General features: G+C 65.8%; 12 protein-coding genes. 3 read left to right on the top strand and 9 right to left on the bottom strand.

The window, feature by feature from the left end; genetic code table 11:
* Positions 1 to 532: 532 nt before the first annotated feature.
* Positions 533 to 2,017, top strand: a complete 1,485-nt coding sequence (dacB, locus tag NMB43_RS04115) for a D-alanyl-D-alanine carboxypeptidase/D-alanyl-D-alanine endopeptidase (RefSeq protein WP_494350888.1) — start codon at positions 533 to 535, stop codon at positions 2,015 to 2,017.
* Between the two features lie 34 nt (positions 2,018 to 2,051).
* Here dacB and NMB43_RS04110 read toward each other — a convergent pair whose 3' ends face one another.
* Positions 2,052 to 4,769: a nitrate reductase gene (locus NMB43_RS04110; protein ID WP_494350887.1), complete on the bottom strand. Its 2,718-nt coding sequence runs from the start codon at positions 4,767 to 4,769 to the stop codon at positions 2,052 to 2,054.
* A gap of 410 nt (positions 4,770 to 5,179) precedes the next feature.
* On the opposite strand from NMB43_RS04110, the gene NMB43_RS04105 reads away from it, so the two are divergent.
* Positions 5,180 to 5,647 (top strand): Dps family protein, encoded by a 468-nt coding sequence (locus NMB43_RS04105; protein ID WP_494350886.1) that lies wholly within the window; start codon positions 5,180 to 5,182, stop codon positions 5,645 to 5,647.
* A 96-nt stretch (positions 5,648 to 5,743) separates the two neighbouring features.
* On the opposite strand, the gene NMB43_RS04100 is transcribed toward NMB43_RS04105, so the two are convergent.
* The 5 genes from NMB43_RS04100 to NMB43_RS04080 all read right to left on the bottom strand — a co-directional run bounded on the left by NMB43_RS04100 (position 5,744) and on the right by NMB43_RS04080 (position 10,716).
* A complete protein-coding gene (locus NMB43_RS04100; protein WP_494350885.1) occupies positions 5,744 to 7,312 on the bottom strand; it encodes a TRAP transporter large permease in 1,569 nt (522 codons plus the stop codon).
* Positions 7,313 to 7,326: 14 nt separating this feature from the next.
* A complete protein-coding gene (locus NMB43_RS04095; RefSeq protein WP_494350884.1) occupies positions 7,327 to 7,869 on the bottom strand; it encodes a TRAP transporter small permease in 543 nt (180 codons plus the stop codon).
* A gap of 67 nt (positions 7,870 to 7,936) precedes the next feature.
* The gene (locus NMB43_RS04090) at positions 7,937 to 8,914 is read right to left on the bottom strand and encodes a TRAP transporter substrate-binding protein (protein WP_494350883.1); all 978 of its coding nucleotides are present in this window, start codon (positions 8,912 to 8,914) and stop codon (positions 7,937 to 7,939) included.
* A gap of 177 nt (positions 8,915 to 9,091) precedes the next feature.
* On the bottom strand, positions 9,092 to 9,997 hold the full coding sequence (locus tag NMB43_RS04085; protein WP_494350882.1) for an SMP-30/gluconolactonase/LRE family protein: 906 nt from the start codon (positions 9,995 to 9,997) through the stop codon (positions 9,092 to 9,094).
* A 5-nt stretch (positions 9,998 to 10,002) separates the two neighbouring features.
* On the bottom strand, positions 10,003 to 10,716 hold the full coding sequence (locus NMB43_RS04080) for a FadR/GntR family transcriptional regulator (RefSeq protein ID WP_494350881.1): 714 nt from the start codon (positions 10,714 to 10,716) through the stop codon (positions 10,003 to 10,005).
* A 256-nt stretch (positions 10,717 to 10,972) separates the two neighbouring features.
* Between NMB43_RS04080 and araD the strand changes: the two genes are divergently transcribed.
* Entirely contained in the window at positions 10,973 to 12,697 is a 1,725-nt protein-coding gene (gene araD, locus NMB43_RS04075; protein ID WP_494350880.1) for an L-arabinonate dehydratase, read from the top strand.
* 57 nt (positions 12,698 to 12,754) lie between these two features.
* Here araD and NMB43_RS04070 read toward each other — a convergent pair whose 3' ends face one another.
* The 3 genes from NMB43_RS04070 to aat all read right to left on the bottom strand — a co-directional run bounded on the left by NMB43_RS04070 (position 12,755) and on the right by aat (position 15,183).
* Entirely contained in the window at positions 12,755 to 13,633 is an 879-nt protein-coding gene (locus NMB43_RS04070; protein WP_494350879.1) for an NAD-dependent epimerase/dehydratase family protein, read from the bottom strand.
* A 95-nt stretch (positions 13,634 to 13,728) separates the two neighbouring features.
* Positions 13,729 to 14,466, bottom strand: a complete 738-nt coding sequence (locus NMB43_RS04065; RefSeq protein ID WP_494352109.1) for an arginyltransferase — start codon at positions 14,464 to 14,466, stop codon at positions 13,729 to 13,731.
* Between the two features lie 9 nt (positions 14,467 to 14,475).
* On the bottom strand, positions 14,476 to 15,183 hold the full coding sequence (gene aat, locus NMB43_RS04060) for a leucyl/phenylalanyl-tRNA--protein transferase (protein ID WP_494350878.1): 708 nt from the start codon (positions 15,181 to 15,183) through the stop codon (positions 14,476 to 14,478).
* Between the last annotated feature and the right edge of the window lie 56 nt (positions 15,184 to 15,239).

Genomic DNA, 15,239 nt, shown 5'->3' with positions numbered 1-15,239 from the left:
GCCTCACCCCGGACAGGCCGCATACGCGGCCTGTCCGCGTTTACGCACGTAGCCACGCGAGCGGCCACAAGCGTGCCCCACTCCCCTCTCCCGGAAGCGGGAGAGGGGTTGGGGGAGAGGGCGTCTTGACATCCTCTCCCCCTCTCCCGCCCCTCCGGGGCACCCTCTCCCGTTCCCGGGAGAGGGAACATGGCTCCAGGCGCCATTCACGTGAGCGACCTGCGAGCAAGAATTAGGGTGGGTTCGAAGCGAAGCGCAACCCACCATCGTGCGCAACGGAGAGGCGGTGGGTTGCTGCGCGAACCCACCCTGCGCCCCCACACTCTGTCGTCCCTGCGCAGGCAGGGACCCAGTGACTTTGATCTTGTGCTGCTCAAGCCAACGACAAAGACGCTGGATTCCCGCCTGCGCGGGAATGACGGGCTTGTTCCTCTTTCGCCGGAATGGGGAACGGCACCGCCGTTTGGGTCCCACGCGGGCAAGGCTCTCCGCTCGGTGTAGCATCGCGCCATCATCGCCCCTCGGAACTCCCATGCGTCTCGCCGCCCTGCTGCTGTGCCTGCTGCCCCTGCTCGCGCGAGCCGAGCTGCCCGACGCTATCCAGCGCGCGCTGAAGGCCGCCAACATCCCGCCGAGCAGCGTCGGCCTGTGGGTCGCGCCCGCCACTGGCGGCGCGCCGCTGATCCAGCACAACGCCGACAAGGCCTTCAACCCGGCCTCGGTCATGAAGCTGCTCACCACCAGCGCGGCGCTGGACCTGCTCGGGCCGGCCTACATCTGGAGCACCGAGGCCTATCTCGGCGGGCCGCTGGACAAGGGCGTGCTGTCGGGCGACCTGATCCTGCGTGGCAGCGGCGACCCGTCGCTGTCCTGGGACAAGCTGGGCCAGTTCCTGCGCGAGCTGCGCGGGCGCGGCATCCAGGACATCCGCGGCGACCTCGTGCTGGACCGCAGCCTGTTCGCCGGCCTGCCACCTGCGAACGGTAACTTCGACGACCAGCCACTGCGCGCCTACAACGCACAACCGGATGCGCTGCTGGTGAACTTCAAGGCGCTGACGCTGCGCCTCACGCCGAATGCGCAGGGCATCGAGGCCGTCGCCATGACGCCTTATGCGCCGCTCATCATCGACAACCAGTTGCGCATCACGACCGCGCCCTGTGGCGACTGGCGCAACGGCTTCACCACCGAGCTGGAGAATGCGGGCGAAGGCCTGCGCGTGCGCCTCAAGGGCAACCTCTCCGCGAGTTGCGGCGAGCGCCTGCTGCATCTGGCGGTGCAGGATGGGCCACGCTTCGCGGCCGGCATCTTCCGCGCACTGTGGAGCGAACTGGGCGGTACCTGGCAGGGTCGCGTGCGTGAAGGCTCGATGCCGACGGGCGCGCAGCCGTATGCCATCTGGAAGTCCCCACCGCTCTCCGACATCGTGCGCGACATCAACAAGTTCTCGAACAACGTGATGGCGCGCCAGCTCTTCCTCACCCTGGGCACCCGCAACGGCGACGCCGGCAGCAGCATCCCGCCGGCGAGCGCCGCCAGCCCGCAGCAAACCAATGCCACAATCCGCGACTGGCTGCGCCAGAACCGCGTCGACATGCCCGAGTTGGTGCTGGAGAACGGCTCCGGCCTGTCGCGCATCGAGCGCGCCACGGCCGGCGGGCTGGGGCGCCTGCTGCAACAACAGTGGCAGAGCCCGCGCATGCCCATCCTGGTGTCATCACTCCCGGTGGCGGGCAGCGACGGCACCGCGCGGCGGCGCTTCTCCGAGCGCGCGGTGTCCGGCCGCGCCTACCTCAAGACCGGTTCGTTGAATGAGGTGATGGCGCACGCGGGTTACGTGCAGGACGCACAGGCGCGCTGGTACGTGCTGGTGTGGATCATCAATGACCCGAACGCCGCTGGCGGCGAAGCGGCCACGACGCTGAGCACCGACTGGGTGTTCGAGCAGGCCGGCGCCCGCGCGAGCTGTTGCTTGAGCGGCGAGCGCAGCCCGGGCGCGGAACGACGCGGGCGCTGAGCGTGGTCTGCGCGCTGTCGCGCCGCTGACGCGCTCAGCCCGCCGCCGGCCCCATCAGACGCTTCAGCTCGGGCACGCAGGAGCCGCAGTTGCTGCCGCAGCGCGTGCGCGCCTGCAGGCCTTCCAGGCTCTCGCCGGCCGCGCAGGCCGCCTTGATCTCGTTCTCCGACACGTCGAAGCAGTTGCAGATGATCTTGCCGCGCGTGCTGCCGCTGCCCACCGGCGCTTCGGCCAAGGGCGCGAGCAACCACTTGCGCGCCTCGCCCGCCGCCGAACCACGCTCCATCATGTCCTGCAGCCAGCCGGCCGCGCGCGTCTCACCGGACAGGCGCACCGCCGCCAGCGCGTCATCCGCGATGCGCGCGCGCTTGGCCACCTGGCGCCGCGCGTCCTGGTAGCTGAGCGTCTGCAGCGGGTCGTCGAGCGCCAGTGCGGCGTCCACCGCTTTCAGCGTCTCGCCCGGCAGGCTGTCGGCACGCGCCTTGAACACCACCACCGGCGCGTCGCGCCCGCTCAGGGTCAGGCTGGCCTGCGGCAGCTCGGGCAGCAGGCGGCGCAGGTCTTCCAGTACCGTCAGCGCGTTGTCGCCTTCGACGGTGCGGCGCATCGCCACCAGTTGAGCAGGCGCACTGTCGAGCTTCTCGACCTGTACCACCGCATGCTTGAGTTCGGGCTGTTTGGAGTAGGGGTCGAAGCTCTTGATCGTGAGCGCATTGGTGCCCAGGCCGCTCATGGCGTTGGCGCCCCAATGCATGGGCAGGAAGACCTGCCCCTGGCGCACGCTCTGGCTGGCCAGCACCTTCAGCGCGAGTTCGCCACGCCGGCTTCGCACCTTGATGATGTCGCCATCCGCGATGCCGCGCCGATCCATGTCTCCCGGGTGCATGTGCAGCAGCGGTTCGCTCTCATGCGCATAGAGCCGCGCCACGGTGCCGGTACGGCTCATGCCGTGCCATTGGTCACGCAGGCGCCCGGTAGTCAGGCGCAAGGGGTAGCGCGCATCAGGCTTCTCGGCGGTGTCGCGATGCTCGGTGGCGACGAAGCGGGCGCGCCCGCTCGCCGTCGGGAACACGCCATCCTCGTACAGGCGCAGCTTGCCGCCTGCGGCCCCAGCAGGAAAAGGCCATTGCTGCGGCCCCTGCTGTTCGAGCAGGGCGTAGCTGAGTCCGGTAATGTCGAGGTCGCGACCGCGCGTGCTCTCGCGGTGCTCGTTCCAGATGTCCTCTTCGCTGGCGTAGGGGAACAGGCGTTGATCCTCTGGCCGCTCCAGCTTCACCGCCAGGCGGCGTGCGAAGTCGACCACCGCCGCCCAGTCGTGACGCGCCTCACCCGGCGCCGACACGGCCGGGCGCACGCGACTGATGCGCCGCTCCGAGTTGGTGACCGTGCCGGTCTTCTCGCCCCAGCTCGTCGCCGGCAGCAAGACGTCGGCATAGCGGGCGGTCTCGGTATTGCGGTACGCCTCCTGCACGACGACGAAGTCGCAGGTCTGCAGCGCCTTGTGGACTAGGTTCTGGTCCGGCATCGACTGGGCCGGGTTGGTGCAACTGATCCACACCGCCTTGACCTTGCCCTCGGCCATCGCGTCAAACAGCTCGACCGCTGACAGGCCCGGCTTCTCCGGCACCTGCTCCACACCCCACAGGCGCGCCACTTCGGCGCGGTGCTCTGGGTTGGCGAGGTCGCGGTGAGCCGACAACAGGTTGGCCAGGCCGCCGACCTCGCGTCCGCCCATGGCATTGGGCTGGCCGGTCAGCGAGAAGGGGCCGGCGCCGGGACGGCCGATCTGCGCGGTCGCCAGATGCAGGTTGATCAGCGCGGCATTGTTGTGGGTGCCGTGCGTGCTCTGGTTCAAGCCCTGGCAGTACATCGACAGGGTGGCGCGGCTGGTGGCGAACCACTCGGCAGCCTGCTCGATATCCTTCTTCTGCAGGCCACAGATCTCGGCCGCCATGGCCGGCGTGTATTCGCGCACCAGGCGGCGCAGTTCGTCGAAGCCTTCGGTGTGCGCCGCGATGTAGTCCGGCTTGATCCACTCCTCCCACAGCATCACATGCAGCATCGCGTTGTAGAGCGCGATGTCGGTGCCCGGCAGCAGGGGCAGGTGCAGGTCGGCCTGCTCGGCCGTGTCGGTGCGGCGCGGGTCGACCACGATCATCTTCATCGCCGGATTGGCCGCGCGCGCGGCCTCGATACGGCGATACACGATGGGATGCGCGAAGGCCGTGTTGCTGCCCGCAATGAACAGGCAGTCGGTGTGGTCGATGTCCTCGTAGCAAGCCGGCGGCGCATCCGCGCCCAGCGTCTGCTTGTAGCCCGCCACCGCGCTGCTCATGCACAGGCGTGAATTGGTATCGACGTTGTTGGTGCCGATCAGGCCCTTGGCCAGCTTGTTGAAAACGTAGTAGTCCTCGGTCAGCAACTGGCCCGAGATGTAGAAGGCCACGGCGTCCGGCCCGTGCTCGCGGATCACCGCGGCGAAGCGCTCGGCCACCAGGTCCAGCGCCTCATCCCAGCCCGCACGCGCGCGCACCGCCTCGCGCTGGTGGCGCAGCTCGGGGTACAGGGCACGCACCGCCAGCGACTCGACACTGGCCGTCAGGTGCAGGGTGGAGCCCTTGGTGCACAGGCGGCCGAAGTTGGCGGGGTGATCGGGGTCGCCGCGCACGCCGCTCACCTGGCGCCCATCGTGCTCGATGATCACGCCGCAGCCGACGCCGCAGTAACAACAGGTGGATCTGGTTTCAGCCATGTCTCTCGTTTCCATGCTTGCCGTTGCGGCAGCGGAGAGCAGGCGCGAACGGCGTAGGGACAATTCAGGGGCAGGCACCGAGCCTGACTGCGAGGGGACGCCGTTGCCCCGATGCAGTTGTTTGATCTAGCTCAAGCAAGAGATGTGCCGCCAAAACCACATCGGTCTGGCAAGGCATCTCCAGGGAGAGGCAACGGTAAATCAATCACTTGCGCGCGCCACCCGGAACACGCCGCCGCTACGGGACCCGTTGCGGTGCGCGCAAAACGGTCCGTTGCGCAAGCATGGTGCCGTGCGACAACGCGCATGGCTTGACGCTGCCCCCACCTGGTCGCAACCTTCCACCCTGCGTGGGCAAGCCGCCGCCAGCCCGTCAATCGCGTTCCCATCCCTCGTACCCTGGAGCATTCATGGATATCGACATTGGCATCAAGAAGGCCGATCGCGCGAAGATCGCCGAAGGCCTGTCGCGCCTGCTGGCCGACACCTACACCCTGTACCTGAAGACCCACTACTTCCACTGGAACGTGACGGGCCCGATGTTCAATACCCTGCACCTGATGTTCGAGACGCAGTACACCGAGCTGTCGCTGGCGGTGGACCTGGTGGCCGAGCGCATCCGCGCGCTGGGCCACTTCGCGCCGGGCTCCTACGCCGAATACGCCAAGCTCTCCTCGATCAAGGATGCCGAAGGCGTGCCCAAGGCGCAGGACATGATCAAGCAGCTCGTGGAAGGGCAGGAAGCCGTGGTACGTACCGCGCGCGCACTGTTCCCGGTCGTCGAGAAGGCCGGCGACGAAGCCAGCGCAGACCTGCTGACCCAGCGTATCCAGTTGCACGAGAAGACGGCCTGGATGCTGCGCAGCATGCTGGAGTAAGCCGCCATCTGCCGCGCGCCCATCGCGGTGCGCGGCAGACAGACAACAAAAAACCCGGCCAAGGCCGGGTTTTTTGTTGTCGGCGAACCGATCGACTTACTTGACGGTCACCGTCAGCACGCCGCGATCGGAACCACCCACGCCGTTGGAGACCAGGTACGGAATCTCCAACTCGCCGGTAAAGCCATCGGCCGGCTTGAACACGATGAAGTTGCCGTCCGGATACACCATGCCGTACTTCTGATCCAGCTTGATGTTGGCAATCGACATCACGGTGTTGGGCTGCTCGTTCTCGTCGTTCGACAGCACGTCGATCTTCGATTCCTGGCCGGCCGGGATTTCAGCCTTGTCGTTGTGGGCAACCGGCGCATAGGCCAACTCACCCAGCGCACGCGGCAGCCACAGCGACAGGTTGGGCACATAGGTCACCAGGATCAGCACCGCGAACAGCGCGCCGAAGAAGGGGATCATGGCCTTGGTCACTTTTTCGATCGTTCGCCCTGAGACCGCACTGGCCACGAACAGCACCGAACCCACCGGTGGCGTGATCAGACCGATACCCAGGTTCACCATCATGATCATGCCGAAGTGCACCGGGTTGACGCCCAGTTGCTGCACGACCGGATACAGGATCGGGGTCATGATCATGATCAGCGGTGCCATGTCCATCAGCGTGCCCAGGATCAGCAGCAGCACGTTGATGGCCAGCAGGATCATGATCGGGTTGTCCGACAGGCTGGTAAAGAAGGTCGAGACCTTCAGCGGCAGCGCCAGCATGGTCAGCGAGTGGCCGAAGGCTGCGGCGAAACCGATCAGCACCATCACGATCGACACCGTCTTGACCGTACGGTGCGCCAGGATGGGCAATTGGTTCCACTTGTAGTCGCGGTACACGAACATCGTCACCAGGAAGGCATACACGCAGGCCACAGCCGCCGATTCCGTCGCGGTGTAGAAGCCGGACAGGATGCCACCCAGGATGATGACCACGGTGAACAGACCCGGCACGGCGTCCCAGGCTTGCTTGAGCGCCTGTTGCATGGTCAGCACTTCACCCTTCGGATAGCCACGCTTGTTGGCGAAGAAGACGCACAGCGCCATCAGCGTCACGCACAGGGCCAGACCTGGCATCACGCCGGCCAGGAACAGCGCCGGGATCGACGCGCCGCTGACGTACAGCGAGTAGATCACCGCGTTGTGGCTGGGCGGGATCAGGATGGCTTGCACCGAACCCGAAGCCGTCACCGCCGCTGCGTACTCGCGCGGGTAACCGTGCTTCTCCATCTGCGGGATCATCACCGAGCCGATGGAGGCGGTATCCGCCACCGAGGAGCCCGAGATGGCGCCGAAGAAGGTCGAGGCCAGGATGTTCACCAGCGACAGGCCGCCGCGGATGAAGCCCACGAAGATCGAGGCGAAATTGATCAGGCGCGAGGCGATACCACCCTCTGCCATGATCGCGCCGGCCAGCACGAAGAAGGGGATGGCCAGCAGACTGAACTTGTTCACGCCGTCGCCCATCTTGAGCATCAGCGTGGTCATGAACGACAGGTCACCCGTAAACCAGATGGCGCCGATCATGGCCGTCAGGCCCAGCGTATACGCCACCGGCAGACCAACCGCCAGCAGCAGGAAGAAAGAACCCATTACAACCAGAGCATCCATGTTCGCGACTCCTCTTACTTGCTTTCTTCTTGTTCTTCTTCGCCGCCATGGCCACCGATCTGGCAGATCGGGCGATGGTGTTGCGAGCCGAACAGGATGGCTTCAATGATGAACAGCAGGGTAGCCGCGGAACCGATGGGCAGCGGCAGATAGGTCCAGCTCACCTGGATCGAGGTGAAGTCGGACAGGGACTGGCCTGTTTCCATGAAGAACAGCACGCGGTCCATGCCGTACCAGATCACGAACAAGGCCACCAGGGCCATCAGCACGTCGACGATGCGCGCACACACCAGCTTGGCGCCAGGGCCAAGGCGGTCGGTCAGCATGGTCACGGCGATGTGCGAACCCGCACGATAGGCCGCAGCCGCGCCGATGAAGGTGAACACGATCATGCACATGAGTGCGAGCGGCTCGGGCCAGGACAGGCCGGAGTCAAAGAATTTACGTGCCGTGACCTGGATCGGGATGACGATGGTCATCACCAGAAGCGACAGGGCCGCCACCCAGATGCAGGCGCGGTAGAGCCAGTCCATGGCGCCGATATACGCGTTTTTCATTACTCTCAATCTCCCTCGCGGGCAAAAAAACTGGCGGGCGCGAGCCCGCCAGCTTCTTCACCACGGATTACTTAACAGCTTGGATACGCTTGATCAGGTCAGCGTAATTTGCACCGTACTTGTCACGCACCGGCTGGGTTACCTTGAAGAAGGCGTCCTTGTCGACGTCAGCCACGATGGTCACGCCAGCAGCCTTGGCCTTGGCGGTGTCCTCAGCCACGCGCTTGTCCCACAGCACGCGCTGCTCCACCGTTGCTTCCTTGGCCAGCTTCTTGATCAGCGCCTGATCTTCCGGCGACAGCTTGTTCCACTTGGCCTTCGAGTACACGAAGATTTCGGGGATGATCAGGTGACCGGACAGGTTGTAGAACTTGGCCACGGTGTAGTGGTTTTGCGTCACGTAGGTGGGCGGGTTGTTTTCCGCACCATCCACCACGCCGGTCTGCAGCGCGCTGTACAGCTCGCCCACACCCATCGAGATGCCCGAACCGCCCATGGCGTTCATGGTGTCGATGAACAGCGGGTTACCCATCATGCGGATCTTCTGGCCAGCCAGGTCGGCCGGCTTGCGGATCGGCTTCTTGGTGTACAGGTTGCGGGTACCACCGTCCATCCAGCCCAGTGCGACCAGGTTGGCCGACGAAGCCGTGATCTTGGCGAGGATTTCGTCGCCGATCGGGCCGTCAACAACCTTGCGCATGTGGGCTTCGTCGCGGAACACGAAGGGCATGTTGAAGACGTTGACGTCCGGCACCACGGGACCGACCGGGCCCAGCGAGGTACGCAGGATGTCGATCCCGCCAGCCTGGGTTTGCTCGATCATGGACTTTTCGTCACCCAGGACGCCGCCCGGGAACATCTTCAGCGTGATACGACCCTTGGTCGCGTCGGAGAGCTTCTTGCCCAAGCTCTGCATGGCGACGACGTTCGGATAACCTTCCGGGTGAACGTCAGCAGCCTTGATCTCCTCCGCTGCAACGGTTGCCGCGAAGCCCAGGGAACAGGCCGCAACGGCCAGACCGATTAGAGACTTGCGAAACTTCATTAGACACCTCCTTGGGTAGAGAAAACCGGGGCGAACCCCGCCTTGTTGCCGCCGACACACCATGGCGGTGTTCCAGCAAGCGATAAGACCACTACGTTGGATACGCACCCCTGTGCATAAGCACGTATCCGTTGTGAGCAGGATGTAAGGCTGCCACGGTTCACTGCGGCAAACTTGTCAGACATCAAGCTCGATCTCCTTCAGGCCACCTGTTTCCAAACGGTACGCAAGCATACAGCCGGCAAACGGGTCGTCATTTGAATTTTGTGTTGTGCGCCGCAGCGATGCGACGAACAAGGTTTGCATATCCGGGCCGCCGAAGCAGGGCATGGTCGGATTGCGGAAAGGCAGCTCCAGCACGCGGTCCAGCACGCCTTGCGGGGTGAAGCGCATGAGACGCCCCGCCTCGGTGGCACACACCCAATAGCACCCGTCCACGTCAACGCAGGCGCCGTCCGGACGGCCGACATGCTGGTGGAAATCAATAAAGAGCTTGCGCTCACCGCATTCGCCGCTCTCTGCATCGTAGTCCATGACCCACACACTGCGGACGGCAGACGCCGACTCGGCCAGATACATGCGACGCCCATCGGGGCTGAAGGCGGAACCGTTGGGCGTGGTGAACCCCGTCATCGCGGAGACATGCACGCCACGACGGTCCAAGCGATACCAACGCCCGACCGCCGCACGCTCGCCACGCGCCTTCATGCTGCTGAACCACAGACGCCCCTGGCGATCGCAACGGCCATCGTTGGCGCGCATGTCCGGGTGATCATGCGGAATCTGCGCCAGGCAGCGCAGCACTCGGAGCGGCTCGCCAGCGACCGGCCGCACGGTAAACACCGACTGCGCGCCCGCGACCACCAGCTCACCCGCCGCGCCCAGGGCAATACAGCCCGGCTGCTCGGGCAGATCCCACGTCTCCGGCGCGCCCTGCAGATCATGCAGGCGGCATAGTTTGCTGCGCGCGATATCGACCCAATACAAGGCCTGCTCGCCGGCATGCCACAAAGGGCTCTCGGCCAGCTCACCAGCCTGGCGGGCGCCGATCAGCGCATCGGCCGTGAGGGTGGTGATCGCCACAGACATTACTGGACCGGCCCTTCGAACAGGCGGCGACGGGCATTGCCCAGGTGCAGGCGCATCGCTTCGGCGGCCTCGACGGAAGAGCCCTTCTCGATCGCCACCATGATGTCGCGATGCTCGGCCTGGACCAGCTCACGCCGGCTGCGGCTTTTCTCCATCGACAGGCTGCGCGACAGTTGCATCGCCACGCGCATCTGCTCGGCGATCATTTCCAGCGCGGTGACGAAGAACACGTTCTGTGAGGCGCGCGTAATGGCGAGGTGGAACTGCAGGTCTTCTTCGACCGCCAGTTCATATTCCATGATTGTTTCGAGACGCTGGTAGCTGCGCTCGATCTCGGCCAGGTCGCGCGGTGTGCGCAGCTCGGCGGCGAGGCCGGCGGCGGCCGACTCCAGCGCGATGCGGAAGGCGAAGCAGCGCTGCACGTCGGCAATGCTCTCGATGGCCGCGAAGCGCTTGATGTTGCGGTCGGGCCGGCGCAGCACGTAGCTGCCGGAACCCCGGCGGGAAGCGATCAGGCCATCGAGGCGCAAGCGCGAGAGCGCCTCGCGCACGGTCGGGCGGGACACGCCATACTGCTGGGCCAGCTCGGTTTCGGTCGGGAGTCGGGAGTTCTCGGGGAAGTCGCCGTTGGTCATCGCTTCGATGATGCCGGCGTAGACCGCGTCGACGCGGTTGGTGCCCGATCCTTTCTTGCTGTGCGGCTGATCCGCCATGACTCCTCCTCCGGAACCGACAATATTGCCTTACATTTTTATGAGTTGTAAGTACAGGAAACCACCTAGCCCATACTCCACGCCACGCCCTCTTGTGGGGCCGAATCTCCGCCAGTGCGGCGGGATCCTCAACGCCACGCGAGATTACATGGAAATGACAACTTGCGCGTGAATTTGCCAAGATGTTTGACGGTTGGCAACCCGACAAGCTTGATTCGGGTGACAACTTGCAGACTTGTTTGAACCGGAGCCCCCCATGCCCAGGAAGAAAGCCGAGGAATTGAGAAGCCACCGCTGGTACGGCGCGCAGGATCTGCGCGCCTTCGGCCACCGTTCGCGCAGCGCGCAAATGGGTTACGACCGCAGCGAGTACGCCGGCAAGCCGGTAATCGGGATCATCAATACCTGGAGCGAGATCAACCCCTGCCACAGCCACTTCCCGCAACGCGCAGAGGAGATCAAGCGCGGCATCTGGCAGGCCGGCGGCTTTCCGGTGGAACTGCCGGCAATCTCGCTGTCGGAGCCGTTCCAGAAACCCAGCACGATGATGTACCGCAACCTGCTGGCGATGGAGACGGAAGAGCTTCTGCGCTCGCACCCGGTGGATGGCGCGGTGCTCATGGGTGGCTGCGACAAGACCACGCCGGCACTGATCATGGGCGCGGTCAGCATGGGCCTGCCCTTCATCTACATGCCGGCCGGCCCCATGTTGCGTGGCCACTTCCGCGGCCAGACCCTGGGCTCGGGCTCCGACACCTGGAAATACTGGGACAAGCTGCGCCGCGGCGAGATCACCCAGGAGACCTGGCAGGAAGTGGAGGCCGGCATCGCCCGCACGCCCGGCCACTGCATGACCATGGGCACCGCCTCGACCATGACCAGCGCGGCCGAGGCACTGGGCCTGACCCTGCCCGGCGCGGCCTCGATCCCGGCGGCCGACTCGGCACACTCACGCATGGCGGTGCTGAGCGGCAAGCGCATCGTGGACATGGTGTGGGAGGACATACGGCCGGCCGACCTGCTGAGCCCCGCCGCCTTCGACAACGCGGTGACGACCGTGCTGGCGCTGGGCGGCTCGACCAACTCGGTGATCCACCTGATCGCCATGGCACGCCGTGCCGGCATTGCGCTGGACCTCGCCCGCTTTGACGAACTGGCGCGGCGCACGCCGGTGATCGCGGATCTGCGTCCGGCCGGACGCTTCCTGATGGAGGACTTCTTCCTCGCGGGCGGCCTGCGCGCCCTGCTGTGGCGCCTGCGCGACCTGCTGGCACTCGACTGCCCGACGGTGAACGGCCGTACGCTGGGCGAGAACCTCGCCGGGGCCGAGGTTTTCGATGACGAAGTCATCCGCCCGCTGGATCGCCCATTGATCGCCCGCGATGGTTTGGCGGTGCTGCACGGCTCACTGGCCCCGAACGGAGCCGTCATCAAACCCGCCGCGGCGGAACCGCACCTGCTGCAGCACACCGGACGCGCGATGGTGTTCGACGACTACGCGGACATGGCCGCGCGCATCGACGACCCGGCGCTCGACGTGGATGCCGACAGCGTGCTGGTGTTGCGCAACGCCGGCCCGCAAGGAGCCCCTGGCATGCCCGAGTGGGGCCAGTTGCCGATCCCGAAGAAGCTGCTGGCGCAAGGCGTGACCGACATGCTGCGCATCTCGGACGCGCGCATGAGTGGCACCAGCTATGGCGCCTGCGTGCTGCATGTGGCGCCGGAATCCTGGATCGGCGGGCCGCTGGCCCTGGTACGCACGGGCGATCTGATCGCGCTGGACGTGCCCGCGCGCAGGCTGGACCTGCTCGTCGACGAAGCCGAGCTGGCACGCCGCCGCGCCGCCTGGCAAGCCCCGCCGCCGCGCTTCGCACGCGGCTACGGCCGCTTATTCACCCAGCATGTGACGCAGGCAGACCAAGGGTGCGACTTCGACTTCCTGGAAGGCACGGCGCCGACCGACGAGCCGGAGATCCACTGAGCGCGGAGTGCGACAAGACGTGCCGCAGCAAGGGCGCGCCGGAGGGCTGCCCGTGCCCTACTCCTGACGCGTCCGCCAGCGCTCGAAGGGGTGGCGCAGGTCGCGCTCGTCGAGCTGGCCGCCATCGAGGTAAGTCTTGATCAGCATGTTGCCGCCCTGCCAGGGCCGGCGCGGATCTTCGTCCGGCAAGGGCTGCGGCAGACCGTCCGCAGGCAGGTTCTCAGTGGCCTTGTCGCGCGGCTGGTAGCCGATGCGTTGCGCATTCTGGTTGTCCCATACGCAATGCGCGTTGTCGGACACGCCCCACACCACCAGATGGCCCACGTCCGGCGCGGTCAGCGCGCACCGCACCAGTTCCGCCAGGTCGCGCGGGCTGATCCACATGCCCAGGCTGCGATAGGTGGTGGGATGGTCGAGGCAGGCGCCGATGCGCAGGCATACCGTCTCGATGCCGTAGTGGTCGTAGTAGTAGCGCGACAAGAGTTCGGCGTAGCCCTTGCTCACGGCGTACAGGCTGTCCGGGCGCATCGGTGTATCGGCGTCGAGGCGTGCCTCGGCCGGGTGGTAACCCGCCACGTGATTGGTGCTGGCCAGCACCACGCGCCGCACGCCATGCAGCAAGGCCGCGTGGTAGAGGTTGTAGGTGCCGATCAGGTTGGCCTGCAGGATGGGTTCGAAGGCGCGCTCGTTCGAGATACCGCCGAAATGCACGATGGCCGAAACCCCCTGCACCGCCGTGGCGAGGGCGACCGGATCGGCGAGGTCGGCCGCAACGAAGCGCTCGCCAGTCGCCAGCGCTTCTTCACCCCCTTGCGGGGCCCGCAGATCGCTCAGGCGCAACTCGGCGCACAAAGGGCGCAACCCGGGACGCAGGCGGGTCGCCAGTTTGCCGCTGGCGCCGGTGAGGAGCAGCGACTCGAAAACGCGTGAGGACATCGTGGAGCGACTACAAAGGTAAACGTTGAATCTGCAGATTCTCCGCCTTTCCGCGCGCAGGCGCGAGCGGTCTGGCAGAGCGGAGGAACCGCAGCTTACAGAAGGCTCAGGTCGGCGTCAGTCAAGACTTTCCACAACCCGCCCACACGCCCCTCCAAGGGGCGGAAAGCCTGCTTGTAGCGCATCTTGTCGGACTCGCGGATCCAGTAGCCGAGATAGACGTAGGGCCGGCCGATGCGCCGGCAGGCTTCGATCTGCCACAGGATGCCGTAGGTGCCAAGACTGGCGCGCGGCAGATCGGGATCGAAGAAGGTGTAGACGCTGGACAGGCCGTCGGACAGGCAGTCGATGATGGACACCATGCGCAGCGTGTCGCCCTCGCGGAACTCCACCAGGCGGGTGTCGACCTGGCTCTGCAGCAGGAAGTGGGCGTATTGCTCGCGGTTGTCCTGGTCCATGCCGCCGCCGGCATGGCGCGCCGCCTGGTAGCGCTGGTAGAGCTGGTAGTGCTCCTCGCTGAAGGTCAGCGCCATCTCGGTGGGCTCCAGCGCGGCCAGGCGCTGCATCACGCGACGCTGGCTGCGATTGGCGACGAAGTCATTGACCGGGATGCGCACCGGCACGCAGGCATGGCACTGGTCGCAATGCGGCCGGTAGGTGAACACCCCGCTGCGGCGGAAGCCGCTGCGCACCAGCTCGCCGTACAGCGCGGTGTCGATCATGTGACTGGGGGTGGCGACCTGCGAGCGGGCCAGGCGCTCGGGCAGGTACGAGCAGGCGTAGGGCGCCGTCGCATAGAACTGCAGAAAGGAATACGGCAGGTCTTTCAGCAGGGACATGTACTACGTGCTCCAGTCTCGCTTGGCAAAATCCGGGGTCCATCTGCCGGGCGACAGGTTCTCGCGCGTCCAGGTGCGCAAGCCCTGCACAAAATCACGACGGGGGATCTCCCGCCCTCCCAGTGAAGCTAGATGGGTGGTGCTCATCTGGCAATCTATCACGGCGAAATTTTCGCGCTCAAGCAGGGCCGCCAAGTGGGCGAACGCCACCTTCGAGGCATCGGTGACGCGGTGAAACATGGATTCCCCATAGAAAGCTCGCCCGATGGCCACGCCATACAGGCCGCCGACCAACTCGCCGTCCAGCCAGGTCTCGATGCTGTGCGCCCAACCCAGCTCATGCAGGCGATGGTAGGCGGCACGGATCTCCGGCTGGATCCAGGTGCCGGCAGCGCCCTCGCGCGGCCCGGCGCAGGCGGCCATCACGTTGGCGAAGGCGGTGTCGCAGCGCACCTCGAAACGGCCGCTGCGCAGCACGCGCAGCAGGGAGCGGCGGATGCGCTGCTCGCCCGGGATGACCACCATGCGCGGATCGGGACTCCACCACAGAATGGGCTCGTCCGCGTTGTACCAGGGGAACACGCCCTGGGCATACGCCGCCAGCAGCCACTCCGGCGTCAGCTCGCCACCGGCGGCCAGCAGGCCGTTCGGTTCGTCGAGCGCGGTCTCTACCGGCGGGAATGCGGGCATGGGGCCCAACCAGGGAATCATCGGCGCCAGCCGTGGCGAAGGAATGCAATGTGCGGATTATCGCGGATTTGGCACGT

It is taken from the genome of Uliginosibacterium sangjuense, assembly GCF_059132465.1.
This window is presented reverse-complemented; position numbering and strand designations above follow the sequence as displayed.

Bases quoted from the DNA above. Each gene is read 5' to 3' on its own strand.
- dacB (WP_494350888.1), top strand. From the start codon at position 533: ATGCGTCTCGCCGCCCTGCTGCTGTGCCTGCTGCCCCTGCTCGCGCGA.
- NMB43_RS04110 (WP_494350887.1), bottom strand. From the start codon at position 4,769: ATGGCTGAAACCAGATCCACCTGTTGTTACTGCGGCGTCGGCTGCGGC.
- NMB43_RS04105 (WP_494350886.1), top strand. From the start codon at position 5,180: ATGGATATCGACATTGGCATCAAGAAGGCCGATCGCGCGAAGATCGCC.
- NMB43_RS04100 (WP_494350885.1), bottom strand. From the start codon at position 7,312: ATGGATGCTCTGGTTGTAATGGGTTCTTTCTTCCTGCTGCTGGCGGTT.
- NMB43_RS04095 (WP_494350884.1), bottom strand. From the start codon at position 7,869: ATGAAAAACGCGTATATCGGCGCCATGGACTGGCTCTACCGCGCCTGC.
- NMB43_RS04090 (WP_494350883.1), bottom strand. From the start codon at position 8,914: ATGAAGTTTCGCAAGTCTCTAATCGGTCTGGCCGTTGCGGCCTGTTCC.
- NMB43_RS04080 (WP_494350881.1), bottom strand. From the start codon at position 10,716: ATGGCGGATCAGCCGCACAGCAAGAAAGGATCGGGCACCAACCGCGTC.
- araD (WP_494350880.1), top strand. From the start codon at position 10,973: ATGCCCAGGAAGAAAGCCGAGGAATTGAGAAGCCACCGCTGGTACGGC.
- NMB43_RS04070 (WP_494350879.1), bottom strand. From the start codon at position 13,633: ATGTCCTCACGCGTTTTCGAGTCGCTGCTCCTCACCGGCGCCAGCGGC.
- aat (WP_494350878.1), bottom strand. From the start codon at position 15,183: ATGATTCCCTGGTTGGGCCCCATGCCCGCATTCCCGCCGGTAGAGACC.